Genomic DNA, 24829 nt, shown 5'->3' with positions numbered 1-24829 from the left:
CAACCTCCTCCCGCGTTAGCAATACGGCACCGTATCAAGAATCGGCGAGGCTGCCTGCATGAGTGACGGCAAAGGCGATGTCTGGGTCGAGGCAGGGCTCACCGAGCTCGCCCGATCGGGAGTCGAGGGGGTTCGGGTCGAGGTGCTCGCCAAGAATCTGGGCGTCACCAAGGGCGGCTTCTACCGCCGCTTCGCCGACCGTGCCGCACTGCTCGGTGCCATGCTGGAACGCTGGCGCGAGGGGCGCTCAACGGCGATCGCGCAGCAAACGAGTCTCGATGGCCAAGAGCCCCGTGAACGGCTGCGGGCGGTGATCCAGCTCTATTCGGAGCGGCTCAATCCGGACGGGATGGCAATCGAGCTTGCGATCCGGCAATGGGCTCGCTCGGACGAGGGCGCCGCGGCAGCGGTGGCGAACGTGGACGCCGCGCGGCTGAAGCACGTCGCCGAACTCTATCGCGCGACCGGCCTCGATACCGAGGCAGCCGAAGCGCAGGCCTTCCTGTTCTACTGCTTCATCTTCGGCCAGAGCCTGCTGTTCGTCGAGCGCGGCCCGCGCAAGCGATCGCAGCTCGTGGCAAAATCGGCCGAGAAGCTCCTGGATTAAAGCAAGAGGCCGGAGCTTGGCTCCGGCCTCTGCGTCGTCTTGAAGCGTCAGGCGGCGCCCTTCAGCTTCTTGTTGCATTCGCTGTAATAGCCGCCGCCCTTCTCGATCCACTTCATGCCGCCATTGCCGTTGGTGGCCTTGTTGGCGTTGTACTGGTCGACGCAGGTGTGCAGGCGCCCCTTGCCGGGGGTCTCCTTGGCGTATTTCGGATCGACCGCGTTCGGATAGATCGCGGGGCCGGCCGGCAGGGTCGGGGCAGCAGCCGGGGCGGCCTCCTTCTTCGCCTGCTTCGGCTCGGCGGGAGCGGCGGGCGCAGCAGGAGCGGCCGCGGTCGGCGCAGCCGCTGGCGTCGCGTCCGCGCCGCACTGGGCCTTGCGGAAGTCATTCCACTTCGTGGTGCCGAGCGACCCGTCCTTCTTGGCGGCCTGGTATTTCGCGCTGCACTCCTGCGAGGTCAGCGCCTGCGCCGGCGCACTTGCCACCAGCGCGGCAAAGCCCGACAGCGCAACTGCACATAGCAACTTTGATTGAATGGTCATCCTTGGTCTCCTCCTTGATCTTCCCCCGAGGGAAGTGAACCGAGGATTGCTATCCTAGCGTGCCGCCCGCCCGCGACAAGGAAGCGATGGCTGCTGCCGCCAAAATATAGTGATCCTCCACGTTCCAATTATTCATGTCGCGTTCAGCAACGCCAGCCGACTTTCGCGCCCTTCGCAATTCCCGCAAGAAGAGTGCAGCACCATGACCCTCACATCTCGCCTCGCCGTCGTCGCTCTCGCCTCCCTGCTCGCCACCGGCACCGCCTTCGCGCAGACCGCCGCGCCGGCAGCAAAGACCGACACCAAAACCACAACCGCCGCCCCCATGGACAAGAAGGCACCGAAGGAGCACTCGGCCGAGTCGCTCGAATGCTCCAAGCAGGCCGACGCCAAGGGCCTGCACGGCAAGGAGCGCAAGAAATTCCGCTCCGAATGCATCAAGACCGCCAAGGCCGGCATGGCCGCGCCGGCTGCGGAGAAGAAGTAAATCCTTCCCCCCTGCTCGCGGCTTCGGCGAGAGGCGCGCGCATTGCGGTATGACGTGGCCGCAATTGTGCGCCTCTTGTTGATTTGCGATAAGGTGGTGTGAAGCAAATCACCGCCTCCCTGCCGTTCGAATGGCCGAGCCGTGCCAAGATGTTGAGCACGGTGGAAACGCTCGTCATTGGCACCGCCGGGGGCCTCGTGTTTCTGCTCGCGGGCCTTCCGGGGGGATTGATCTCGGGCTCCATGATCGCGGTAGGGATCGCCGCGATCGCCGGTCGCCAGCTGACGCTGCCGCCGATCCTGACCCAGACGGTGCTGGTGCTGCTCGGCATTTCGTTAGGATCAGTCGTCTCTCGCCACCTGCTTCAACAGGTCAGTGCCTATCCGCTCACCATCGGGCTGCTCGCGCTCGCGACCTTCTGCTCGACCTTCGGCTCCAGTTATTATCTCCAGCGCATTCACGGCTGGGACCGCACCTCGGCCTTCCTCGCCGGCAGCCCCGGCGCGCTGTCGCAGATCACGATTTTGGCGGTCGAGCGCGGCGCCGACCTGCCGGGCATCGCGGTGGTGCAGACCATGCGCGTCATCATCCTCACCGCGGCCCTGCCGATGGTGCTGGCGTTCGCCGGCGTCGCGCCCTCCGTCGCGCCATCGCTGACGACGACGATCGCCTCGCCGCTCGACCTCGTCGAGCTGGTCGCGGCCTCGCTGGCCGCGGCACTCCTCCTGCGGCTGATCAGGTTTCCGGCGAGCTGGATGTTCGGTGCGATGATCGGCTCAAGCGTGCTGCATGGCGCCGGTTGGGTCGAGGGCGGCCTGCCGGACTGGGTACGCGGCGTGGCGCTGGTCGGCATCGGCGCCCTGATCGGCAGCCGCTTCGCGCGGATGAGGATCAAGACGCTCGCCGGCCACATCAACGCGGCACTGGGCTCGTTTGCCATCGCCATCGCCGTTTCCGCGATCTTCGTCGGCATCGTGGCGCTCACCACGCAGGTGAAATTCTCCGACGTCGTGGTCGCCTACGCACCGGGCGCGATGGACGCCATGCTGGCGCTGGCCCTGACGCTGCACATCGATCCGATCTTCGTCGGCGCACATCACCTCTCGCGCTTCGTCTTCGTGACGATCGCGACGCCGGGCATTGTGCACCTGTTCGGCCGGACGCAGGACGATGTGGATGATTGAGCCTCAGCGCTTCACCGTCGCAACGAATCCCCACGCGGCGATCGCAGCCATCAAGAGCGAGATCAGCACGTTGTAGCCGGCAAGCGAGAGGCCGAGGAAGCGCCACTGCACCTCGTCGCAGCGGACCACCTTCACGGTGTCGAGCCGCGACAGCAGGTCGGTGGCGCTGCCGAGATTGACGACGGGACCGGAGCAGTCGGTCGGTCCCTTCCAAAAGCCCCATTCGACGCCGGAATGATAGGTGCCGAGCCCGGCATTGGCGATGCTCGCGAGCGCAAGGATCGCCAGGCCCGCGAGCAGCAGCGGTCTCGGCGCACCGCCCCGCGCCGCGAGTGCGATGAGCAGGCCGAGCGGGATCACGAGGTAATAGGCGTAGCGCTGCTCCAGGCAGAGCGGACAGGGCACAATCCCGAGCACCAGCTGGAAGAACCAGGCGCCCGCGATGGTCGCGGCTGCCGTCAGCGCGACCGCGAGCGAAGCGGCCAGCGCAGGGGTCGTGGCCGCCGGTTTGAACGCAGGTATTGCGGCACTCTGGGTTGTCACGGCAGCCTCCTTTCGATGGGTCGCTTTCCAAGGCTGTAACCCCGGCTCATGCGGCTGTCGAGAACGGCCCGGATCACTTTGGCGCGGGTTGACCCCGCTTGGTCCATGGCTATAGTCCGCCGGCTTCGCGACGCCCGCCTAGGGCCGACCGAGGGCCCCTGTGGCGGAACTGGTAGACGCGCTCGACTCAAAATCGAGTTCCGCAAGGAGTGCTGGTTCGATTCCGGCCAGGGGCACCAACTAGGCTGTTCAAGCCCGTTCTAAATCGTCCGCAACCATCCGCAGTACTCCAAACCTGGCGTTGCTCGGTACGCGTCAGGCCCGACTTCCGGCTCGATCTTCAGATGGCCGAGATGTCCAGCTTCGAGCCATCGGTCAGACGCGACAGCCGGAACGGTGCGGGATCGACGCAAGGAGTGTCGTTGACGAGAAGCTGTGCGGCCAGATAGCCAAGGCCCGGGCCCAAACCGAAGCCGTGACCCGAGCAGCCCGCTGCGAGGACGAGGCCTTCCACCCGGTCCACCTTCGACACGACAGGCACTGCATCCGGCGTGCAATCGACGAAGCCGCCCCAAGCGCTACCGAGCTTTATTTCGCCGAGTTGGGGGAAGGTTTTCCGGACACTCGCCACCACTTGGCTCACCAGCCATTTCAAGGGCGGAGGATCCAGCACGCGATTCTGTTCGAAGATCCGATCGTCGTTGGTCAGCAGCGCCGTCATTGAATCCGGCCCCGAAACGAACGATTGGCCGACGCCAATCCTGACGTTCTTCAGGCGACGCAAGAACTGCGGCATGAATTCCCGGCTGTACCGGATAGCCTGGGGCGTGATTTCGAGGTTCGCCTTGCCGCTGATCGCAAGCGTATAGCTGCCGTCCAGTCGACGCGTGATCGTGCAGTAGGGTGTGGAGACCGCCTCGCCTATGTTGATTGTCGGGGTGGAACGCAGCGCGGTCTGACGGATGCTCGCTTGGGGAAAACTGATCCCGAGCGGCCGAAGGAAGCGCGAGGACCAGGCGCCGGCGGCGCAAAGCACCGCGCTGGTTCTGATATAGCCCTTCTCCGTGTGCACGCCTGCAATCTTGCCATTGGCCAAGTCGAGCGCCCGCGCGGCGCATCCCTGGTGGATCGTGGCGCCCAGAATTCTGGCCCCTTCGGCGATAGCCGGCGCGGCGAGCGCAGGTTCGGCCTTGCCGTCCCGAGCCGAATAGGTCCCGCCGACCCATTTGTCGCGCGCTTCGGGGACGCGCTCGGCCACCTCCGCCCGGCTCAGCACGCGGGTGTCGACGTCGTACTCCCTGGCGACCTCGCGCCACCTTTCCCAGCCGGCGAGCACAGCCTCGTCGTGGGTCGCATAGACGAGTCCGCAGCGCCGAAATCCGAGGTCCCGATTGATATCGCGCGTGAGCTCGTCCCACAGCCGCATAGAGATCACCGAGAGTGGCAGTTCGCGGCGATCGCGGTTCTGCTGCCGGCACCAACCCCAGTTTCGGCTCGATTGTTCACAGGCGACGTGACCCTTCTCGAGGAGCGCCACAGAGAGGCCGCGCTTCGCCAGGTAATAGGCGGCCGTAGCGCCGAGGATACCGCCGCCGACTATGACGACATCGGCCTCGGCCGGGAGACGCTCATCGCTGTGAATGCGCTCGACATGGGGCGACATGTTCCAACGAACCTCGGCTGCCAAGAACGCGGAAGCAAAATTCCGATCAACCCTTCATCGCATCAGGCGCCCGATAGAATGTGCTGAAATCATCTAGGACTTCGCAAGATGTTCGGGTTTTTGAGCGCTTGAGCGATACGAGCTGCTCAAGCGCGATCGTCCCAGTTCGGCGCAACGGCGGCGCGACCTGCTTGTCCACGGAGACTGGACCGCTTTTCGATGCCCCAGAAAAATGGACCCAGACCGTCGCGATTGGCTCGGCGACACCGGGACGAGTGATGTCCTGAACCACGAGCGTCGAGAAGGCACCAGCGCGGCGGCAAAGCCCATTTCGGCGCCCGAAGTCATCTTCCGCACTGTCTCGATCGTCTTCCATACGCCGACATAGCCGGGTTTCATCACAAAGCTGTCGCCGGCGCGGAAAATGCGAGGCTCCTTGCCTTCCTCGGTCAGCTCCACCACGCCGGAAAGGATGTGGCAGTACTCAAAGGTCTCGCCCTTGATCGAGCGGTTCTCGCCAGGCGTGGCTTCCCAGACTCCGGTCTTCACCGAGTCGGCGCGGGAGGAGTCCTGCTCCCAGGTCCTGAGGTCATCGAGGCCGGACCGGCGAAGGCCGGTCGACGGCGTCAAGCGTTTGCTCCGATCGCAGGCAGACGGTCTAGCCTTCGAGGTCGTGAGCGGTGCCGGCATCCATGGATGTGCCGGGTTCGAGCAGCACGACCTCGCAGACGTCGTCCAGCGCGACAGGGCAATGCTCTACCCCATGCGGGACCACGATGAACTCGCCTTGCTCGATGATCTCGTCCCGATCACGAAACTTCATCAGCAGGCGGCCTTTGTGCACCAGGAAGAGTTCGTCACCGCTCCTGTGAAAGCGCCAGGCGAACTCGCCCGCGAACTTGGCGAGCTTGATCTGCATGTCGTTAATCTGACCCGCGATCTTCGGAGACCAAGTCTCCTTGAGCTGCCCGAACGAGCTGGCCAGGTTCTTCTTGTGGAGCGGCGAGAGATGCCGGTTCAGAGCGGCCACGTCACGGATGATGGCCCCAAGCTGGCGAGCGACGTCCTTGTCGTCGGCCGGATACTTGCCGTCCAACGCGGCCGTGCCGATAGTGAAGCCGGCGGCTCCTGCGTCCTTCAGGATGGCGATCCGCTCAGGCGTATCAATCGAGCCGGCCACATAGACGGGCTTGGGCACCGCCGCGCACACCGCCTTGATGAGGGCCGGGACGTCTTCCTTGGAGCGATAGGCGAGCAGGTCGAGGCCATACACGCCCTCCCGCACGGCGAGCGCCTGGGCGCTCTCAACGATCTCCTCGATGCTCCCTTCGAGCACGCTCGGATGACCGGTGATGCGACCCGGGAAGGGGCAGTATTGAATGCCGGTGCCAGCAAGGATCGGCAACACGTCGTCAACATGTGTGCCGCCGAGCAAGACGTTGACGCCGATTTCAACCGCCGCTTTCGCCGAAACGATCTCACTTTGCCGGTCGAGTGAGACGACTTCGAGATAGGAGGTGGCGCCGTCTGCCTTGATGACCCGGTTGAGAACTTTGAGTCGATCAATCGGCAGGCCGATGTCCTTGAAACCGATGTGGCGAACGCCAAGCCTCAGGGCGGTCTTGAGTTGTTCAGAGGCGTCCCCGACGGTGCGATCGTTGCGCGTGAGCATGAAGATAAAGCGAAGGCCCATTAGACTACCCCTTCTTTGGTCTTAATTTGCGCGGCGACGAGCCTTCGCGCGTAAGCCAGCGCGGTCTCGAGACTGCCGGTGTCGGCGATGCCTCGACCCGCAATGTCGAATGCCGTGCCGTGATCAGGGCTTGTACGGACGAACGGCAGGCCGAGCGTGATGTTCACACCCTTTTCGAGGCCGAGATATTTCACCGGAATTAGGCCCTGATCGTGATATTGGGCCACGACCACATCGAAGCGGCCCTTGCGGGCCTGCATGTAGACAGTGTCCCCGGGCCAGGGGCCACTGGCGTCGATGCCCTCGGCGCGGGCCGCTTCGATCGCAGGCCGGATGATCTGGATTTCTTCGTCGCCGAAGAGACCACCTTCGCCGGCATGGGGGTTGAGCCCTGCCACTGCAATGCGCGGCGCCGCGATCCCGAGGGCCTTGCCGCCCTCATTTGCGAGCCGGATCGCCGACATCTGGGCATCGAAATCCGCTTGGTCGATGGCTTTGCGCAGCGACATGTGGATGGTGACGAGAACCGTGCGGATATCATCGTTGGCCAGCATCATCGCAACGCGCTCCGCACCACCATAGTCGGCGAGGATTTCGGTGTGCCCGGGATAGCGAATGCCCGCGCTTGCCATCGCTTCCTTGTTGATCGGTGCGGTGACGATGCCGCTGACCTTGCCGGCCTTGGCTGCCGCGACGGCGGCGACGATGGCATCGAAGGAAGCTTGGCCGGACATGGCGCTGACGCTCCCGAGCGGAGGCGGCGCGATGATTTGCGTCGCCTCGACGACTTCGATGGACCGCGGCTCAGAGCGCGCCTCTTCAGGTCGGGCGATACGCCTGACCGTCAGCTCGAGACCCAGACGATGGACGATATTCTCCATCACGACGTAGCTGCCGAATACGACCGTGCCTTCGCCGGCTGTGGCCAATGTCTTCGCCACGATCTCCGGGCCGATGCCGGAGGCATCGCCCATTGTGACGGCGAGGGGAGCGGATTGGGTCATGATACAACCAGTTCTGATACCGAGGTGCCAAGGCGGAGCCGCGTGATCGCACGACGCAGCGTATCGTCGTCGCCAAAGCCGCCTGCCTTCATGGCGATCAGCAGCTCTCGTCCATCTCCGAGGGACGTGCGGCCAAGCGGAAAGCCTGGCTCGAGCTCTTGCAGGATCTCGAACTCATAAATGTCCAGGCCGTCCAGAATCGCCTCCATGGTGTCCCCGCCTGTGGCGATCACCATATCGAAACGCTCGTCGGCCAGCCGTCGAGCCGCATTTTGAGCAATGTCGCGCAGGACGGATCCGGGATCATTCATCCGTTCGATCGGAGCCTGCAGCAGAGCGATTCCAGGCTCCATTGCGATGCAGTCGGCCTGACGATGGCTGCGCGGATTGGCGCTGCCGATCGCAACAAGAATGTCGCCACTAACCGCGGCGGTCACGTCCGACGCAACCGCAAGCGGCGCAAGACGCTTCGCCAGGGCAAGGGCCATGCCCGGAGAGCCCACCCATAGGATCGACTCCGGATCCGGCAGGGCCGCAACTTGTTTGTCGAGATCGGCCTGTGTTGCAGCATCAAGGATGACGACGCTTCCGATGGAGGCCGGAACGAGCTCAGCCAGCCGAGAATGTCGCGCCGGATGGACGGGGTCGCGACCGTATTCGGTCTCCGTTACAGGAATGCCGTCCACAAGCTGAACGCCGTCGACGGTTGTACGCCCAGCGCCAGGGAACGCAGGTGCAAAGACCAGCATCTTGCGGCCGCTTACGGTGAAGGCCGCTTCCATCTCGGCCGTCACGTGCCCGCGAAGAGTCGAGTCGACGGTCTTGTAGAGGACAACCCGCGAAGCGAGCTGCTCGGCAAGTTCTGACTGCCGCCGCGCCGCTTGCGAAACCGGCACTGATCTAGATCCGCTATCAACGGCGACAATCGTGGCCTCCTGGTGCGGCAGCCGGCGTCGGCCGACAACGGCTCGCAAACCGCGCTCGACAAACGGACCGGCCCCATCGGCGGCGCTGGTCAGGTCGTCGGCTAGGATACCGATGTGTATTCGCCATTGGTTCGCATGGATCAATTATGCTAAGCAAATTCAACATAAAAAGCGATATTTTTTGCGCTACATTGGTGATATGAGATCACCAATGAGGCGATCAGAAATACCTTCATTGGACGACTTGCGTGCGTTCGAGACCGCTGCGCGGCTGGGGTCGGTTCGGCTTGCCGCGAACAGCCTTGCCTTGACCCATGGGGCTGTGAGTCGCCGTATCACCAAACTGTCGGAAGACCTTGGCTTCAAACTCTTCGAAAAAAGCGGACGTGGCTTGAGTCTCACTGCCTCTGGAGAAGTGCTCAACCTCACACTCGGCCGTTTCTTCACCGAGCTGGCGACAACCGTTGAGAGCTTGCGTGCTGCCAACGCACAGCAGAACTCCCTCGTTCTCTCATGCGAGCCTTCAGTCGCTATGCGCTGGCTTATTCCACGGCTTGCAAGCTTTCAGGCCGTCCATCCCGACATCGCTCTACATCTGTCAGTCGCCGGCGGCCCCGTCGAGTTTCGCCGCGATCGGATCGATCTGGCTATACGTCGGCTCGACTTTGCGCTCCCAGAGGCGTGGCACGTCCGGCGCCTTTTTCCTGAAAGGGTAGGACCGGTCATGAGCCCTCAGCTCGCAGCGGTGTTTGCCTCAGGAAACTACATCGCCCTAGGTTCGAAGACTCGGGCGGACGCTTGGTCGCGATGGCTTTCCACCCACCCGTCGGTGCGGCGCCCCGCGGAGATACGCTTCTACGATCACCACTTCCTCATCGTCGAAGCAGCATTGGCGGGATTGGGCGTTGCCCTCAGCCCGCGGGTCCTTGCAACGGACGACGTAGATAGAGGGCGGCTCATCGCACCTGCCGGTTTCGATCCGGACGAAAGCCACTATGGCCTCATCTGGGCGGGAGAAACTGAACTGTCTGGGAAAGCGAACTATCTTGCTTCATGGCTGCAGGAACAGTGCAATCTGATCTAATGATTCAACTTCGCGCTCCTCAAGGGCTCGGCGCTATCAGGCGTTGAACCCGACTTGAGAAGGTGTTCGTCGATTCGACGCGTGTGCGATCACCGCCGGAAACACTTCCGCGTCAGCGGAAGCCGATTCGCTTTCCGAGATGAATTTCATCGATAGAATCCGAGAACGGCCTTGGTCTCGAGATATTCTTCCATGCCCTCGCGGCCGTATTCCCTGCCGTTTCCGGAACGCTTGTATCCGCCAAAAGGTGCGTTCGGGTCCCAGTCGGGATAGTTGAGATGAACTTGACCAGACCGGATCTGCCCGGCGACCGCCTGCATCGTTTCAATATCCGTGCCCTGCACATGCGCGCCGAGGCCGTAGACGGTATCGTTGGCAATCTCGACCGCCTCGTCGACCCTATCGTAGGGAATGATCGACAGCACCGGGCCGAAGATCTCCTCCTGCGCAATTCTCATGTCGCGATTGACGTTCGAGAAGATGGTCGGCCGCGCATAGAGGCCGACCTGAAGGTCGTTGGGCCGCCCCGGCCCGCCAATGACAAGCTTGGCGCCTTCCTCCAGGCCGATGCCGATCATGGCCTGGATACGCTCGAACTGCGGCGGGTTGGCGATCGGACCATGGGTCGTGCTTTCCGCAAGCGGATCGCCGACCACCAATTCAGAAGCGGCCGCCGCCGCCAGGATCTCGACCTTTGCCATCTGTGAGCGGGACACAAGCATACGCGTCGGTGCGCTGCAGGATTGGCCGAGATTGCGGAAGGCGGCGGCGACACCGAGCGGAACAGCCCGGCTCAAATCCGCATCCGGCAAGATGATGTTCGGTGACTTGCCGCCGAGCTCCTGTGCGACGCGCTTGACGGTGGGCGCCGCTGCTTGCGCGACGAGAACGCCTGCCCGCGTCGAGCCGGTGATCGAGATCATGTCGACTTGCGGATGCGACGCCAGACCGGTCCCCACGACTGGACCTGTCCCGTTGACGAGGTTGAAGACGCCGGGCGGACAGCCGGCATCGTCCATCACCTTGGCGAACAACAGGGCACTCAGCGGCGAAAGTTCGCTCGGCTTCAACACCACCGTGCAGCCAGCTGCCAGCGCCGGAGCGACCTTGGCCGTAATCTGGTAGAGGGGCCAATTCCAGGGGGTGATAAGACCACAGACGCCGATTGCCTCGCGCATAATCGCGGTGCTGCCGCGCGTGGCGATGAACGGATAGGTCGCGAGATTGTCACGCGCGACGCGGATATGTTCGGCAGCGAGCGGCACCTGGGCGCGGCGCGCGTAAGTGATGGCGGCCCCCATCTCGCACGTGATGGCCTGCGCAAACAGCTCCAGTCTATCGAGAAGCAAACCGTGAACCCGGTCGAGCAGCGCCGCCCGCTCGGCAGCCGGCTTACGGGACCAGCCGGTAAAGGCTTTTCTCGCGGCTACGACCGCGCAGTCTACATCCTCGTCATCGCCGAGCGCGATTTCTGCGACCGGCTGCTCGATCGCCGGATTGACGACGATCGCCGTCGCCAACCCTGTCGGCTTCCGCCATTCTCCGTCGATGTAAAATTTGCCGAGGAAGCCGGCTTCCGTCAGGTGTCGAACGGCCGAGGTCATTGGAAGCGATCCTTGATCCGGTAATAGACGCCGACCAGCGGAAGCTGGGCATGCGCAAATCGCCGCCCGATTCTGTTTCAGATCTACCAGCCGCGCATCCGCGGCCACTGAGCTTCGATTGCGTCACTTCCCGCCGAGATGACATTGTAAAGTTCGTGCTGTGACGCCGTCGCGCAGGCATGATTGGGCAGAATCCTGACCTTCGCGCCGATCGGGATATGCGGGAGGGCTGCAGCCGATCTGGACCTTATGGCGAGGATGCCGTGCTCCTGGCTCGCCTGCGCGACGATCAGATTCGGATAGAGTTGGCCGGACAGATCGCAGACGAGACCGTAACCTTGGTCGACCCGCTGCGCCGCGGTGCCGCGATCACGTGACAGTGCCATCCAGCCCGCATCGACCAAAATCCATCCCTTCTCCGGCTTCGTGCCGATGACGGTGGCGAGAACCGAGATCGCGATGTCGTCGGTCGTGCAGACACCGACGCCGTGCATCACCAGATCGAAGAACATGTAGACGCCGGCCCGCATCTCCGTGACGCCGGTCAGGCCTTCGGCGAAATGGGCGGTCGGCGTCGAACCGACACTTACGACCGGGCATTCATGCCCCGCCGCCCGCAATGTCTCCGCGGCCGCCACGGCCACGGCCCTTTCGTTCTCTGCGGCCGCGACGAGGGCATCGGACGAGCAAAGGCTGTAGGATTCGCCGGCATGGGTGAGAATGCCGGCGAGCGTGACGCCGGCCTCGGCCAGGGCCGCCGCGACGGCGATGAGCTTGGGATCGGTGGCGGTCAGCCCGCCGCGATGGCCGTCGCAGTCGATCTCGATGAAGGCGGAGGGCGTCACGCCGGCGGCACGCGCTGCCGTGCCCAACATCGCCGCCTGTTCAGGCGAATCGAGCAGCACCTTAAGGTCAACGCCGGCTTTGCGGAGACGCATCGCCCTTTCAGCGGTGTGCGGTGCCACGCCGACGGCATATGTCACGTCACGGAAACCGTACTGCGCGAAGTACTCAGCCTCCGCCAAGGTGGAGACCGTGATCGGCCCCGGCCCGGAGGGATAGGCGCGCTGGGCAACCTCGATGGATTTCGCGGTTTTCATATGGGGGCGCAGCACGACGCCAGCCGCGGCCATACGAGAGGACAGACGGGCGAGATTGCGATCCAGCCGGTCTTTGTCGAGCAGGAGGGCCGGCGTCGCCAGTGCGCCGACCGTCGCGGTTATCTCGCGTGGCGCGGCGTTCTGGCTATCCGTCCGGCGCATATCGGGGCGTTGCATCTCAAGGTCTCCTAGCCGAACGACTGGTTGGCGACCGCGAACGTGCGCGCCGGCCCGGTCCATGGCATCTGCGTCCCCAAGACCATGGTGGTGGCGTCGCTGACCTTCTGCAGGCCGATGTTTCCAAGCCAGTCACCGAGTTGCGAGGAGGCGGAGGTGTCGATCCGGACGAAAACACTCCCGAGGGGCGCGAGCGCGGCCTCGATCAATGCGCGCGCATCGGTCGGGCTTTCGGCGATCACAGGGCCGATGACATGCCCGCGGCCGAAGAGACGGGAAATGGCGTAGCCGCGGGGTATGCCGTCACGCAGCAGGACATAGCCGCAACCGACCTCGATCAGCCGGTTCAGCATCTCGCGCCTCATCCAGCCGGTGGCCTCGTGATCGAGACCGACTATGGCCTCGAAGTCCGACGGAACCATCGCTCTGACGTTTCCGACCGGCGGCATGTCGCGGCCCTGGCCAGGAACGCCATGATGCTGGTGCAGCATGCCGATGCTGGCGAAGCCGCGGCGTGCGTAAAGCGCAAGGCCTTCGGCGGTCGAATTCAGCGTGACGATTCGTGGTCGTGCCGCCGCGAGCAGCGCGTCCATCAGCCGGGCCCCGTACCCCCGTCCCTGAACGGCTTTCGAGACGATGACCATTCCGGCGGAAGCATGGGTGTCGCCGTAAGGCCACCACAGCGCGGTCCCCACCACAGCACCCGCACTCGTCACCACGAAACCGCGGCCAAGCTGCAGCGCAAATTCCCAATCCTTGAGCAGATACGGCCAAGACATCTCCTGCGAGAGCTTCAAGGCACCTTTCAGATGCGCTCTCGCGAAAGGGACTAGGGCCACGTCTTCAATCTCGCGTTCTCCGGCTTGGGTAGCTTCGGTTGCCATGATGCGTCGACGTCTCATGCTTGGGTTAGCGGACTAATCGTCAGTGCCTGACACGGCGAGGTCCATCTGACGATGTTCCCGCGAATTGCAGCGTATCTTGGCTGCGACAGCATTACGCGATCAGGCTGACGCAGAGTTCGGCAGGGAATTGCATTGATGATCCGATAGAAGGGACGATGTGCTGTCAGCGTCTCGCCACGCCGCAGCGCGATCCCGTTCCGGCATCCGATGGCCCGGAACGATACCGGGCATCAACCGCGGATCGCTCCGATAGCGCGCTTGAACGAACGCTGCGACCTCGTCGGGTGACAGCACCGTAAATACAGCCACGGCTGAAACACTCTTCGATCCGGAATCGACCCTTCAACAGGTTGCACCCTGCGTGATGTCCGCAATGTAGTTCTTTATAGCTTGTGCATTCGGGGGAAGGACTTTGACTCGCCTCGGCAGCCCTTCTAGTCCATCGAACCGTTGCGGACGATCTGGTTGCCGGCCTAACGCTTCCTTGATCGTCGTAGCGAATTTGATTGGCTGTGCAGTTTCGAGCACAAGCATCGGCGTCTCGGGGCTCGCATGCATGCGCCCGACCGTCACACCATCCGCAGTGTGAGGATCGATCATTGTGTTGTAGCGCTCCCACGTGTCACGGATCGTCGCCAGTCGATCGGCATGAGTGCTCCTGCCGCTGCGGAATCCGAAACGCGCCGCCGCCGTTACGAAGCTGGGATCACCGCTGAGGTCAAACGAACCGCATTCCCAAAGTTGGTTCTCAAACAGCGATTTCGTCCGACGGGCGTCGCGACCGAGCAAGTCGAACACGAAACGCTCGAGATTTGACGCCTTGGAGATGTCCATGGAAGGACTCGATGTTTCAAGCGTGTCAGCTCGGCTTCTGACGCGATAAATGCCGCTGCGGAAAAACTCGTCGAGCACGTCGTTTTCGTTGGTCGCAAGGACGAGACGGGATATTGGAAGTCCCATCATGCGCGCAACATGACCAGCGCAGATGTTTCCGAAGTTTCCTGAAGGCACGGAAAAGTCAACGCCTGCTGACCTCCCTTCGGAGACTTGAAAATAGCCGGAGAAGTAATAGACGACCTGCGCGACCAGTCGGGCCCAGTTGATCGAATTCACCGCACCTATCTTATATCGTCGTTTGAATTCCAGATCGCTGGACACACATTTGACGATGTCTTGGCAGTCGTCGAACACGCCATCTATGGCGATGTTGTGGATGTTGTCGTCCTGCAGGCTGAACATCTGAGCTTGCTGAAAGGAGCTCATCCGTCCGAGGGGCGACATCATGAAGACCCGCACCCCTTTCTTGCCGCGCATTGCGTATTCCGCAGCGCTCCCGGTGTCGCCACTGGTCGCCCCAAGAATGTTCAATTCGTCGTGCCGCCGTGCCAGTTCGTACTCGAGCAGATTGCCGAGCAACTGCATGGCCACGTCCTTGAACGCCAGCGTAGGACCGTTCGACAATTCCTGGAGGTAAAGCCGCGTCTCGAGCTTTCGAAGCGGAACGATGCTCGAGGTTCCAAAGATCTCGGGCGTGTAGGTCTTTTCGCAGATTGCCTTCAGGTCAGCGGGCGGAATATCGCTGACGTAGAGCGACAGGACCTCGAAGGCCAGGCTGGGATAGGACAAGGCACGCCACGCATCCAATGTAGCGGCGTCCACACGCGGGTAGGTCTCAGGTACGTACAGCCCGCCATCCTCGGCGAGGCCTTCAAGCAATGTTTCGCAGAACTGTCTGCGACCTGAATGTCCGCGCGTGGATACGTAGTGCATCGATGCTCTTCTTTCGAGAGGCGGCAGTGCCGCCAGCTCCATGACCTGAGTTGTACCTTTGGGAATGCCCGATGGAGTTTCCAGCCGTCAGCGGCGGTCGCGCCACAGCGCAAAACGATCCTGCATCCGATATCCCCAGATCATGGCGGGCATGAACCAGGGATCGCCACGATAGAGCGGGATGGAGTCCGGCGGACGGAAGTCAAAGGCGGTGCGCGCCCGTTCGTGGTTTCCGATCAGCTTGTGGGCCGCGTGCATCCCGATCCAAGGCGCCCAGACGACGCCTGAACCGCAGAAGCCAGTGGCATAAACCACACCGTCCTCTTCGAAGATGCGCGGGAGCATGTCGCGATTCATCGCCACATTGCCGAACCAGCTGTGCGAAAGGTGAACATTCTCGAGTTCGGGGAAAAGGTTCACCAACCCCTTGCGCAGCAGGAGCTTTGGAGCCACCGGGTTACCGACACGAGAGCTGTCGCGCCCCCCTAACAGGATACGTTTGCCGTCGGGCGATGGGCGGTAATAGAACCCGACCTGGCGGTTCTCGGTCATCATCATGCGTTTGGGCATCAGCCGCGCCATGACGTCAGGTGCGAGCTCCTCGGTTGCAATGATCCGGCTGCGAACCGGGACCAGCCTGCGGCGCAGGAAGGGAACGGCGCTATCAGTATAGCCATTCGTGCAAACCAGCACCTGACGCGCCTGCACCGAACCGGCCGAGGTCACGATACGGAATCCGGAACCATCTCTCTCGATGGAGATGACGGGCGTATCCGCATGAACCGCGACGCCCGAAGCGAGCGCCACGCGAAGCAGTTCAGCGTGAAACTTCGCCGGTTGTAGCCCTCCGATATCCATCCGGACTGTTCCACCCCGGTAGACATCGGTGCCGATGTAGCTGTGCTGCTCGGCATAAGGTACGGCGTGAGACTCGATCCGCAGCCTCTTCGCTAATACTTCCGCGCTACGCGCCATCGTGTCGTACTGCTCATATCCGAACGCGCCCTTGAACTGCCCGACCAGCTGGAAATCGCAGGCAAGCCCCTCGGTCTTGATGAAATCGTAAAGGAACTCGCGGGCGATCTTGCCTTCCGCCTCGATTGCCAGCGCCTTGTCTGCGCCGAAGCGTCGGGAGATCGCGGCGTAATCCGGCCGTATGCTCGCGCTGGTTATTCCACCGTTGCGCGTCGAGGCTCCCTCGCCCGGACCCATCGCGTCAAAGGCCGCAACCGAGCGTCCCTCGCGCGCCAGCACCAGCCCGGCCGAAAGAGAGGCATAGCCAGCGCCCACGATCAGCACGTCAAGTTTCTTGGGAAGAGTCTGTTGAGGCAGCGACCTAAGTGGTGCGGCTTCCCACCAATAGGGCGTGTCCTTCTCTGCGGCTCTGGGCTCGTGCATGTCGCTGACTTCTCGTGTGTTAAAACTGGCCTTGGATTACTGACAAGACGGATTCTGATCAGCCAACGCGATGCTTGCGACGTCTACGCTATCAAGAGGTTCTGCTGGATAGCCTTCAACGCTGTCCGCTGCCTGCCACCTGGGCTCAAGCCGTCAAATGTGGTCATCTCTAACGTCAAGCGCATCGCGCAGCCCGTCGCCGATGAAGTTGAAGCTGGTCACTGCGATCGTAATCGCAGCGCCTGGAATGATGGCAAGCCAGGGAGCGCTGGCCAGATATTGCTGGGCGCCGTTGAGCAGATTGCCCCAGCTGGGCAGCGGTGGTTGGATGCCGTAACCAAGGAAACTGATATAGGCCTCCAGAAGAATCGCACGGGCGACGGTGAGGCTTGCGGCCACGATGATCGGACCCGTGGCATTGGGCAGAATTTCGCGAAGCATGATGTGCCTGCCGCTCAGACCGACCATGCGCGCGGCCTGGACAAACTCGCGCTCGCGCAGCGAACGGACCTCGGCTTCGACGATCCTGGCAACCTCCATCCAGCTCGTGACAGCAATGATGACAGTGATCATCATCGGGCTGGGCCGGAGCGTCGCGGCCAACGCCAGCACGAGGAAAATCGAGGGGAAGGAAAGAAAGCCATCCACCGTGCGCATCAGCGCGGCTCCGATCCAGCCCCCGCGATAGCCTGCGGTCACGCCGACGAGCGTTCCGATCAGCGTTGACAACAACATCGCGGAGAATCCCACCAGTAGCGAGACACGCCCGGCCATCAAGAGTCGCACGGCCAAGTCTCGCCCCAACGGGTCGGTGCCGAAATAATGATGACCGCTCAAGGGAGGAGCAAAGCGGGCGCGCAGATCTATATAGAGCGAATCGTAAGGCAAGGCGTAGGGGCCCACGACGCACGCCAACACGAGCAGGGCGATCATCGCGAACCCGAGCAGCGCCAGATGGTGTCGCATGAACCGGCGCACCCCGCGGCTGTGCCACCAGCGAATTGGAGGGAGGTGGGCGGAGATGTCAGTCATAACGGGGGACTCCTGTTGACGGCACGAACCGGCGTCTTCAGCTGAGACGAATGCGCGGATCGACGAGTGCGACAAGGATGTCTGCGACGAGATTGCCCAGCACGACAAGGATGGCTGAGAATATCAACAGCCCCATGACCATCGGATAGTCACTGTAGCCGAGGCTGTCGAGAAACAGCCGCCCCATTCCCGGCCAGGTAAAGATGGTCTCAGTGACCAACGCGCCGGTCAGAATGCTCGGCAACTGCACCCCAGCCAGGGTGATCATCGGCAACAGCGCATTGCCGACGACATGCTTCAGCAGGATGCGGCGCTCACTTAGGCCCTTGGCACGAGCCGTCTTGACGAAATCCTGGCTCAGCGCATCAAGGGTCGCGGTGCGCATGTAGCGGCTCCAGACCGCGACATGGACCAGCGACAACACCAAGCTTGGCAAGATCAGGTGATGCAAGTAGTCCAGCACCGATCCGTCGCCGATCGTGTACATGTTCCCTGCAGGCACCCAACCGAGCTTCAACGTGAAGATATAGATGCCGACGAGGCCGAACCAGAAGGTCGGGACCGACAGCGCGACCATGGCGCCAATCGTCGCGCAATAATCGAACAGGGAATAGCGGTGGGTGGCACCGCGGATCCCGATCCAGGAACCAAGGGCGATGGCCAGTGCCGTGGAAGTCCCCATCAGCAGCAGCGTAGCGAAGAGGTGACGCCCAATCACCGCCAGCACCGGCGTTCCGTCGCGGAAAGAGTGACCCCAGTCGCCCTGAACCAACCGCCAGGCCCAATCAAAATACTGAATCCACAACGGCCGGTTCAGCCCGAGCTGCTCTGCCAGTCGCTCAATGTCCTTCTGGGTCATGCCGGGATCCAGCCCGAACTGCGCGAGAGGACCGCCCGGCATGAAGTTGAGCACCGTGAAGCCGATGATCGAGACGATCACCAACAGCACGATGCTTTGCGAAAAGCGATTAAGCAGGAACCCGGGCATTCGAGTCTCCATGTTAGCTTGACAGCGCCTAGGCGCCGCCCTGCGCCTATACGGGCCTCGGGCGGCGATACGTCAACTCGCCCAAGACCAAGCCAGCGCGTTCCAGGATTCGGTGCGCGTGTTGACGTTCGGCACGACGCCGGAAATGCCCTTCTTGTTACCCTGGACCGAATTGGTCTGGTACAGCGGCAGGAAGGGCAGGTCGCGGCGAACGAGCTCTTGTACGCGACGGTAGATCGAGCGCCGCGCGTCCGGATCGAAGCTGCGAGCGCCTTGGTCGAGCAAGGCATCGACCTCTGGATTTGAATACTGCGCATTATTCGAACCACGCCCGCCCTTCGCTGCAATCGCACGCGAGTGCAAGCGATTGGTCACGTCCGGGTCGGCGCCGATCAGATACGTGCTGCCGACGATCACGGAATCGAATTGCGATTGCTGCCAGAACTCGCCCCACATCACCGCGGCGGGCAAGTTCGATATCTTCATCTCGACGCCCAACTGAGCAAATGTCTGCTGCAAGAACTGCTGCACCTGCTCGCGAAGCGGATCGCCTGACGTGGTCGAGCTGGCAAAGGACAGACGGACGCCGCTTTTGGCACGAACGCCATCCCGCCCGGGCGCCCAGCCGGCTTGGTCGAGGATCTGGCGCGCGCGGTCCAGATTGTATGCGTGTGCCGGAAGATTGGGGTTATAGTAGGTGGACTGCCTCGGCATGAAGGTCTCCGTCGGAGTCGGCACGCCGTAATAGAGCCCCTGGATGATCGATTCCTTGTCGATGGCTGCGTAGAGCGCCTCACGGACTGCAAGTTCCTTGAACTGTGGACGCTCCAAATTCAGGTAAAAGGACTCGAATGAAGCCTTTGGGACCAGTGTCACCACTCGGTTCGCCAGCGCCTTGGCTTCCTCGTAATGATCAGCTGTGATGTACGGCTGCCCCATCAGGTCCACATCACCGCTCTTGAACTGAGTGTAGAGGACGGTGAGATCGGGAATGTATTTGAAGATCAGCTTCTCGATGTGTGGGCCTTCTCCGAAATATTCGGGGTTAGCCACGAGTTCGAGATGATCGCCTGCAACCCGCTTACCCCATTTGAATGCGCCGGTGCCGACCGGCGCCTGGTTGAAGGCGGCGTTGTTTGGATTGGCCTCCTTCTCGAGGATGTGCTTGGGCACGATGAAGGTTTCGGTCAGGAACGAAAGATAAGGCGCAAAAACCTGTTCCATTCGCCACGAGATCTCCGTGGGCGAGATCACCGTGATGTCGCGCACGAGGGCATGGCCAGCTGTGCGCCAACTCCGGAAGGCGGGATTGGTGATCAGTTCGAGGGTGAATTTCACATCCTCGGCCGTGAAGGGTTTGCCGTCGTGCCAGCGCACACCGTCACGCAGACGGATGCGCCATTTGAGGCCGTCCTCCGAAATGCCGCCGTTCTTCTGGTTCGGTACTTCGACGGCAAGGTTGGGCTCAATCTCACCCTTTGGGTCGATCCGGAAGAGCGCGTCGAAAACCGAGAAATGCACACCATCATCGACTTCAATGTGCGCCATCAGCGGATTGAAGACGGTCGGCTCTTGTCCAAGTCCGACGACGATGCGACCGCTCGGTTTGGCGGGGGCCTTCTGAGCGAAGGCGGGCGTACCCAACAGGCCTGGTGCAGCGAGGCCGGCAGCCCCGGCCACCATCAATCGAAGTGCATTGCGCCGTGAATAGCTCGAGTCAAAATAGGCTTCCGTCATGACCTCTCCTCGTTCTTGGCTGTGTCCCGCCGGTATTCATTGACTCCCGCGAGCGCGCGAGCGCCCCTTGGCTGCTCGCCGGGGATGGCAGCGACGAGCTCGCGCGTGTAGGCGGATTTCGGGTCCAGGAAGATCTGCGACGGCGGTCCGCGTTCGATGATCTGTCCTCGATGCATGACGGCGATCTCATCGCAAATCTGGCTGGCAACGCGCAAATCATGCGTGATGAAGATCATCGAGACGCCGGTCTCCCGCTGAATCTGATCCAGCAGCTTCAGGATTTGGGCCTGGATCGAGACATCAAGCGCGGAGACGGCTTCGTCGGCGATCAGCAGTTGTGGTTTGAACATCAGCGCACGGGCGATGCCGACGCGCTGGCGCTGACCGCCGGAAAATTCGTGCGGATAGCGGTCGAAGGCGCCTGAATCCAGGCCGACATGGGACAGAAGCTCCCGCGCCCGCTCACCAGCCTCTCTGTGCGGCACGCCATGCGCGACCGGCCCGACTGTGAGAATTTGCCCGACCGTCGAGCGCGGGTTGAGCGACGCAAAAGGATCCTGGAAGATCATCTGGATTTTTGGCCTTAGCGGCCTAAACTCGGCCTCGGTAAGCCGGGCGACGTCGCGGCCTTCGAAGAAAATCGAGCCACCGTCGCTCTCCATGAGCTTGATCAGCAGCCGCCCGAGCGACGATTTGCCCGAACCGCTTTCTCCGACAACGCCTAGCGTGCGGCCCTGCGTGAGATCGAACGAGACACCATTGACCGCAGGCACGATGCGCTGCGTACGGAAAAGCGCACTGCCGCTACGATAGGTCTTGACCAGACACTCGACCTTCAGGATTGACGCCCTGTCGGCGGCTTCCAAGGGATTGCGGTCCTTGCCGGTCAGGTGCGGCACGGCCGCGATCAGGCGGCGCGTATAGAGGTGACTGGGCGACTTGAGCACCTGCTCGGCACTGCCTTGCTCCACGCAATGACCCTTCTCCATCACCACAACGGAATCGGCAATCTCCGCCACGACTCCAAAGTCATGGGTGATGAACATCACGCTCATTCCCTTGCGGCGCTGAATGTCGCGGATCAGTTTGAGGATCTGCGCCTGCGTCGTCACGTCGAGGGCGGTCGTCGGCTCGTCCGCAATCAGGATCGCGGGCTCAAGAGCCAGAGCCATGGCGATCATCACCCGCTGCCGTTGCCCGCCCGAAAGCCGGAATGGATACTGGTGATACATGAGTTGCGGATCGGGAAGGCCGACCTCAACCAACAAGTCTATGGCGCGGCTGCGACGGGATTTCGCGGTCCCAACGTCGTGCGCTGCCATCACTTCCTCGATCTGCGCGCCCACGGTCATCAGCGGATTGAGCGCTGAGAGCGGATCTTGAAAGATCATCGAGACGACGCGGCCGCGAAGGTTGCGGAGCTTATCGGGCGAGATGGCTACGATGTCGGTCCCATTCAGGTCGATCGAACCCGAGGCAACACGTATCGCCTTGGGCAGAAGCCCCATGATCGCATTGGCTGTGACCGACTTGCCCGATCCGGACTCTCCAATGATGCACAGTATCTGACCCCGCTTCAGATCAAAGGAGACGTTCTCGACGGCGTGAGCCCGCTCCATCCCGGCCGGCAGGCTCACGGTCAGTTCGCGCACCGAGAGTGCCACATCTTCCGAAGCTACAGCCTGAGAGGCAGAGGCCATTTGAACAGTCTCCCCTTTCAACGGCGTTGGGTCATTCTGCTGCGGATTGGCTCTTCGGCCATTGTTGCCGCCGCGACGATCGGACAGGTCGAAAATTCGCCGCTCATTTTGCCATTCCCTGTTCGGAGAGTGCGACATGATTCAAAGCTTGGTGCTCGACAGGAAAAAGCTGTCGCTCAAGCCAAAACATCGGACGAGCGGCCAACTCGATCACTGAATCGAAGTTCGTGGAGCTAACAGTCCCATCCAGCTTGATTGCTCTTGTGGAGGTCTGTTCCTGGACAAGGCTCATCCAGCGTCCCTTTAGAACTTCTGCCACTGATCGACATTGACCCGGCATTCGCGAGTTTGACTGCTTCAATCACCCCAGAGTCGCCGAAACGCGCCGTATGGGCAGCAGGAAGTTCTGAAAACGAAGTGCCATCTGGCATTTCAGTCTGCGCCGCGACGAGAGAACTCTCAGGCGGCCTGCCTTGTGCACGGCACGGCTGCACGCGCTCAACGCCTGATGCCCTGGTGCTTTGGCGAATGAGGTGGGCGCGAGCAACGTGTTCTCGCAATAATAGCTTGAACAGTAGTCGGCAAACCGCAGAATATTCCGTCTAATCACAAATTCCCGCAGAGCACCTGCCGCGAATGCTCAGCTACGATAGGTCAAACGCCGGGAGTCCTCGCTTCATGAGTGCGCCGCTCATCCATATTGAATCAAGCCCGTCTCTGCCTCAAGAGGCTGACGTCGTCGTCATTGGCGGCGGCGTGGTGGGCGTGTTCACGGCTTACTATCTCGCCCGCCGCGGCGTTAAGGTCGCCTTGCTAGAGAAGGGGCGTGTCGCCGCCGAGCAGTCCAGTCGCAATTGGGGATGGTGCCGTCAACAGAATCGCGACGCACGCGAGCTACCGATCGCCACCAAGAGTCTCGATCTTTGGGAGAGAGTAGCACAGGAGACCGGGGAAGACACGGGCTTCCGCCGCTGCGGGCTTCTCTATCTGTCGAATGACGAGAATGAGCTGACCTGCTGGGCGAAATGGCGCGATTTTGCAAAGACGGTCGGCGTTACGACACACATGTTGAGCACGAACGAAGCTAGCGAGAGAGGCAAAGCGACGGGCCGCAAATGGAAAGGCGGCGTCTCCTCTCCAACCGACGGAACGGCAGACCCTTCGAAGGCTGTGCCCGTGGTCGCGCGTGCGATGATGACGGCGGGCGGCACGGTGCACCAGCACTGCGCCGCTCGCGGCATAGAGCTCCGTGCCGGCCGGGTGAACGGCGTAGTGACCGAAATGGGCACAATCCGGACCAACACGGTGGTCATGGCAGGAGGGGCCTGGGCCTCTTCGTTCTGCAACCAGCTCGGCATTCGCTTCCCACAGGCGTCCGTGCGCCAGTCCATTCTCGCCGTGGCTCCTGGCGCGGCGGGTCTGCCCGACGCCCTGCACACTGCAGTCGTGTCGCTCACGCGGCGTAGCAGCGGCGGGTACACGCTGGCGATAAGCGGGCGCGCGCGAGTCGATCCAACGCCGCAGCAATTCAGGTTCGCCCGCGAATTCGTGCCGATGTTTGCTCGCCGCTGGCGCAGTCTCGCCCCTGGAGCATTCGAGGGCATGCGCCAAGGTCATGAATCCTTGGCGAAGTGGGCGCTCGATGAGACGACCCCGATGGAGCTGAACCGGACACTTAATCCCCGTCCCGACATGCGGCAGATTCGGCTGACACATAAAAGAGCTTGCGAATTGCTGCCTGAACTCCGTCGCGTCGCAATCTCCAATGTCTGGGCCGGCTATATTGACAGCACACCGGATGGCGTTCCCGCCATCGGTGAGGTGGGGGCGATTCCGGGCTTTATCCTTGCGGCCGGGTTCAGCGGACACGGTTTCGGGATTGGTCCCGGCGCAGGGCACCTGATGGCGGACATCATTACTGGTACTGCACCGATCGTCGACCCGCGTCCATACAGGCCGGAGCGGCTGAAAACGGGTGCCTGGGGCAAGGTCGCCGAGTTCTGAAAAGCAATCTCTCCGCCCGGTGGGAAAGGATGCTGGTTGGTGCTATGACAGTGCGTATGACGCTGAAGCCTCAAAGCCTTGACGCCGCTATGGCTCCCATCTCATGGCATTGCCTATGAAGCTCGATAAGATCGACATCAGGATTTTATGCGAACTGCAGAAGAACGGGCGGACTTCCAACGTCGAGCTCGCAGAGCTGATAAACCTTTCCCCGAGCCCGTGCCTGATGCGCGTCAAGAGGCTCCAGACGGAGGGCTTCATCACCGGCTATTCCGCCCAGATCGACGTCTCCAAGCTCGGACAAACTCTGACTGTGTTCGCCGAGATCACGCTCAAAAATCATCGCCAGATCGATTTCGCGCGCTTTCTCACGACCATCGAAAAGATAGATTCGGTCGTCGAATGTCATCTGGTTTCGGGCGGATATGACTACCTGGTGAAGTTTATCACAGCGGGAATCAGCGAATATCAAGCGCTGATGGAACGTCTCGTCGAGATGGATATCGGAATCGACAAATACTTCAGTTTTGTCGTGCTGAAGTCCCCGATCGTGAAATCCCATCTGCCTCTCGAAAGCATATTCAATAGCTGAAGAACAATCCTCCACCCCGGGGAGCATGGGCAGATCGCCGGGCCGGCGCTACGGCTCAGGCTTTTTCTGGCCTCGGAATGACAGGCGCAGTG

General features: G+C 62.0%; 22 protein-coding genes, 1 tRNA gene and 1 pseudogene. 7 read left to right on the top strand and 17 right to left on the bottom strand.

Going from position 1 to position 24829, the window contains the following annotated elements:
* The first annotated feature begins 58 nt into the window (after positions 1 to 58).
* Positions 59 to 607: a TetR/AcrR family transcriptional regulator gene (locus IVB42_RS22125; protein WP_018453212.1), complete on the top strand. Its 549-nt coding sequence runs from the start codon at positions 59 to 61 to the stop codon at positions 605 to 607.
* Between the two features lie 47 nt (positions 608 to 654).
* Here IVB42_RS22125 and IVB42_RS22120 read toward each other — a convergent pair whose 3' ends face one another.
* Positions 655 to 1146, bottom strand: coding sequence for a hypothetical protein (locus IVB42_RS22120; RefSeq protein WP_085361101.1), 492 nt, complete (start codon positions 1144 to 1146; stop codon positions 655 to 657).
* 202 nt (positions 1147 to 1348) lie between these two features.
* On the opposite strand from IVB42_RS22120, the gene IVB42_RS22115 reads away from it, so the two are divergent.
* Together IVB42_RS22115 and IVB42_RS22110 are read left to right on the top strand one after the other, a co-directional pair.
* The gene (locus IVB42_RS22115) at positions 1349 to 1633 is read left to right on the top strand and encodes a PsiF family protein (protein ID WP_018453210.1); all 285 of its coding nucleotides are present in this window, start codon (positions 1349 to 1351) and stop codon (positions 1631 to 1633) included.
* 98 nt (positions 1634 to 1731) lie between these two features.
* Entirely contained in the window at positions 1732 to 2817 is a 1086-nt protein-coding gene (locus tag IVB42_RS22110; RefSeq protein ID WP_085350767.1) for an AbrB family transcriptional regulator, read from the top strand.
* Between the two features lie 3 nt (positions 2818 to 2820).
* Here the strand turns inward: IVB42_RS22110 and IVB42_RS22105 are convergent, their stop codons facing one another.
* Positions 2821 to 3360, bottom strand: a complete 540-nt coding sequence (locus tag IVB42_RS22105) for a disulfide bond formation protein B (RefSeq protein ID WP_018453208.1) — start codon at positions 3358 to 3360, stop codon at positions 2821 to 2823.
* 154 nt (positions 3361 to 3514) lie between these two features.
* Here IVB42_RS22105 and IVB42_RS22100 point away from each other — a divergent pair.
* Positions 3515 to 3599 (top strand) — tRNA-Leu (locus tag IVB42_RS22100).
* A 101-nt stretch (positions 3600 to 3700) separates the two neighbouring features.
* On the opposite strand, the gene IVB42_RS22095 is transcribed toward IVB42_RS22100, so the two are convergent.
* From IVB42_RS22095 to IVB42_RS22070, 5 genes and pseudogenes are all read right to left on the bottom strand, one after another.
* Positions 3701 to 5023 (bottom strand): FAD-binding oxidoreductase, encoded by a 1323-nt coding sequence (locus IVB42_RS22095; RefSeq protein ID WP_018453207.1) that lies wholly within the window; start codon positions 5021 to 5023, stop codon positions 3701 to 3703.
* Positions 5024 to 5368: 345 nt separating this feature from the next.
* Positions 5369 to 5608, bottom strand: a pseudogene (locus tag IVB42_RS22090) (cupin domain-containing protein); the annotation flags it as partial.
* Positions 5609 to 5681: 73 nt separating this feature from the next.
* Entirely contained in the window at positions 5682 to 6716 is a 1035-nt protein-coding gene (locus tag IVB42_RS42300; RefSeq protein WP_345946341.1) for a cupin domain-containing protein, read from the bottom strand.
* Positions 6716 to 7720, bottom strand: coding sequence for a 4-hydroxythreonine-4-phosphate dehydrogenase PdxA (gene pdxA, locus IVB42_RS22075; protein WP_247471242.1), 1005 nt, complete (start codon positions 7718 to 7720; stop codon positions 6716 to 6718). Before pdxA ends, IVB42_RS42300 begins: the two co-directional genes overlap by 1 nt.
* Positions 7717 to 8790: a four-carbon acid sugar kinase family protein gene (locus IVB42_RS22070; protein ID WP_247395384.1), complete on the bottom strand. Its 1074-nt coding sequence runs from the start codon at positions 8788 to 8790 to the stop codon at positions 7717 to 7719. The genes pdxA and IVB42_RS22070 overlap by 4 nt, the downstream gene beginning before the upstream one ends.
* Between IVB42_RS22070 and IVB42_RS22065 the strand changes: the two genes are divergently transcribed.
* Entirely contained in the window at positions 8759 to 9730 is a 972-nt protein-coding gene (locus IVB42_RS22065; protein WP_240543311.1) for a LysR family transcriptional regulator, read from the top strand. The two genes, IVB42_RS22070 and IVB42_RS22065, sit on opposite strands and share 32 nt — an antisense overlap.
* Positions 9731 to 9876: 146 nt before the next feature.
* On the opposite strand, the gene IVB42_RS22060 is transcribed toward IVB42_RS22065, so the two are convergent.
* From IVB42_RS22060 to IVB42_RS22015, 10 genes are all read right to left on the bottom strand, one after another.
* Positions 9877 to 11334 carry an aldehyde dehydrogenase family protein gene (locus tag IVB42_RS22060; RefSeq protein WP_018453200.1) on the bottom strand — a complete coding sequence of 486 codons (1458 nt, stop codon included), beginning with the start codon at positions 11332 to 11334 and terminating at the stop codon, positions 9877 to 9879.
* Between the two features lie 83 nt (positions 11335 to 11417).
* Positions 11418 to 12611, bottom strand: coding sequence for an alanine racemase (locus tag IVB42_RS22055; RefSeq protein WP_198293338.1), 1194 nt, complete (start codon positions 12609 to 12611; stop codon positions 11418 to 11420).
* 11 nt (positions 12612 to 12622) lie between these two features.
* On the bottom strand, positions 12623 to 13450 hold the full coding sequence (locus IVB42_RS22050) for a GNAT family N-acetyltransferase (protein ID WP_247452354.1): 828 nt from the start codon (positions 13448 to 13450) through the stop codon (positions 12623 to 12625).
* A 408-nt stretch (positions 13451 to 13858) separates the two neighbouring features.
* Positions 13859 to 15286: a threonine synthase gene (gene thrC / locus IVB42_RS22045; protein ID WP_247360895.1), complete on the bottom strand. Its 1428-nt coding sequence runs from the start codon at positions 15284 to 15286 to the stop codon at positions 13859 to 13861.
* Between the two features lie 87 nt (positions 15287 to 15373).
* A complete protein-coding gene (locus tag IVB42_RS22040; protein WP_247471236.1) occupies positions 15374 to 16684 on the bottom strand; it encodes an FAD-binding oxidoreductase in 1311 nt (436 codons plus the stop codon).
* Between the two features lie 153 nt (positions 16685 to 16837).
* The gene (locus IVB42_RS22035) at positions 16838 to 17716 is read right to left on the bottom strand and encodes an ABC transporter permease (RefSeq protein ID WP_026232479.1); all 879 of its coding nucleotides are present in this window, start codon (positions 17714 to 17716) and stop codon (positions 16838 to 16840) included.
* A gap of 37 nt (positions 17717 to 17753) precedes the next feature.
* On the bottom strand, positions 17754 to 18704 hold the full coding sequence (locus tag IVB42_RS22030; protein WP_018453192.1) for an ABC transporter permease: 951 nt from the start codon (positions 18702 to 18704) through the stop codon (positions 17754 to 17756).
* 72 nt (positions 18705 to 18776) lie between these two features.
* Positions 18777 to 20441 (bottom strand): peptide ABC transporter substrate-binding protein, encoded by a 1665-nt coding sequence (locus tag IVB42_RS22025; RefSeq protein ID WP_085361104.1) that lies wholly within the window; start codon positions 20439 to 20441, stop codon positions 18777 to 18779.
* Positions 20438 to 22141 carry an ABC transporter ATP-binding protein gene (locus tag IVB42_RS22020; protein ID WP_039798616.1) on the bottom strand — a complete coding sequence of 568 codons (1704 nt, stop codon included), beginning with the start codon at positions 22139 to 22141 and terminating at the stop codon, positions 20438 to 20440. Before IVB42_RS22020 ends, IVB42_RS22025 begins: the two co-directional genes overlap by 4 nt.
* Before the next feature lie 103 nt (positions 22142 to 22244).
* Complete coding sequence (locus IVB42_RS22015; RefSeq protein WP_018453189.1) at positions 22245 to 22433, bottom strand: hypothetical protein; 189 nt, start codon at positions 22431 to 22433, stop codon at positions 22245 to 22247.
* A gap of 386 nt (positions 22434 to 22819) precedes the next feature.
* Here IVB42_RS22015 and IVB42_RS22010 point away from each other — a divergent pair, with 386 nt between their 5' ends.
* A complete protein-coding gene (locus IVB42_RS22010; RefSeq protein ID WP_247299260.1) occupies positions 22820 to 24145 on the top strand; it encodes an FAD-binding oxidoreductase in 1326 nt (441 codons plus the stop codon).
* 115 nt (positions 24146 to 24260) lie between these two features.
* Positions 24261 to 24737, top strand: a complete 477-nt coding sequence (locus tag IVB42_RS22005; RefSeq protein ID WP_018453188.1) for an Lrp/AsnC family transcriptional regulator — start codon at positions 24261 to 24263, stop codon at positions 24735 to 24737.
* Positions 24738 to 24829 lie beyond the last annotated feature (92 nt).

It is taken from the genome of Bradyrhizobium sp. 45 (assembly GCF_023073155.1).
Lineage (GTDB): Bacteria > Pseudomonadota > Alphaproteobacteria > Rhizobiales > Xanthobacteraceae > Bradyrhizobium > Bradyrhizobium canariense_D.
Note: the sequence above shows the minus strand (reverse complement) of the source record. Positions and strands in the feature narration are given on the sequence as shown.

Excerpts from the sequence above, each read along its gene's own strand:
- IVB42_RS22125 (WP_018453212.1), top strand. The coding sequence starts at position 59 with ATGAGTGACGGCAAAGGCGATGTCTGGGTCGAGGCAGGGCTCACCGAG.
- IVB42_RS22120 (WP_085361101.1), bottom strand. The coding sequence starts at position 1,146 with ATGACCATTCAATCAAAGTTGCTATGTGCAGTTGCGCTGTCGGGCTTT.
- IVB42_RS22115 (WP_018453210.1), top strand. The coding sequence starts at position 1,349 with ATGACCCTCACATCTCGCCTCGCCGTCGTCGCTCTCGCCTCCCTGCTC.
- IVB42_RS22095 (WP_018453207.1), bottom strand. The coding sequence starts at position 5,023 with ATGTCGCCCCATGTCGAGCGCATTCACAGCGATGAGCGTCTCCCGGCC.
- IVB42_RS42300 (WP_345946341.1), bottom strand. The coding sequence starts at position 6,716 with ATGGGCCTTCGCTTTATCTTCATGCTCACGCGCAACGATCGCACCGTC.
- pdxA (WP_247471242.1), bottom strand. The coding sequence starts at position 7,720 with ATGACCCAATCCGCTCCCCTCGCCGTCACAATGGGCGATGCCTCCGGC.
- IVB42_RS22065 (WP_240543311.1), top strand. The coding sequence starts at position 8,759 with ATGTGTATTCGCCATTGGTTCGCATGGATCAATTATGCTAAGCAAATT.
- IVB42_RS22060 (WP_018453200.1), bottom strand. The coding sequence starts at position 11,334 with ATGACCTCGGCCGTTCGACACCTGACGGAAGCCGGCTTCCTCGGCAAA.
- IVB42_RS22055 (WP_198293338.1), bottom strand. The coding sequence starts at position 12,611 with ATGCAACGCCCCGATATGCGCCGGACGGATAGCCAGAACGCCGCGCCA.
- thrC (WP_247360895.1), bottom strand. The coding sequence starts at position 15,286 with ATGCACTACGTATCCACGCGCGGACATTCAGGTCGCAGACAGTTCTGC.
- IVB42_RS22040 (WP_247471236.1), bottom strand. The coding sequence starts at position 16,684 with ATGCACGAGCCCAGAGCCGCAGAGAAGGACACGCCCTATTGGTGGGAA.
- IVB42_RS22035 (WP_026232479.1), bottom strand. The coding sequence starts at position 17,716 with ATGACTGACATCTCCGCCCACCTCCCTCCAATTCGCTGGTGGCACAGC.
- IVB42_RS22030 (WP_018453192.1), bottom strand. The coding sequence starts at position 18,704 with ATGCCCGGGTTCCTGCTTAATCGCTTTTCGCAAAGCATCGTGCTGTTG.
- IVB42_RS22025 (WP_085361104.1), bottom strand. The coding sequence starts at position 20,441 with ATGACGGAAGCCTATTTTGACTCGAGCTATTCACGGCGCAATGCACTT.
- IVB42_RS22020 (WP_039798616.1), bottom strand. The coding sequence starts at position 22,141 with ATGGCCTCTGCCTCTCAGGCTGTAGCTTCGGAAGATGTGGCACTCTCG.
- IVB42_RS22015 (WP_018453189.1), bottom strand. The coding sequence starts at position 22,433 with ATGAGCCTTGTCCAGGAACAGACCTCCACAAGAGCAATCAAGCTGGAT.
- IVB42_RS22010 (WP_247299260.1), top strand. The coding sequence starts at position 22,820 with ATGAGTGCGCCGCTCATCCATATTGAATCAAGCCCGTCTCTGCCTCAA.
- IVB42_RS22005 (WP_018453188.1), top strand. The coding sequence starts at position 24,261 with ATGAAGCTCGATAAGATCGACATCAGGATTTTATGCGAACTGCAGAAG.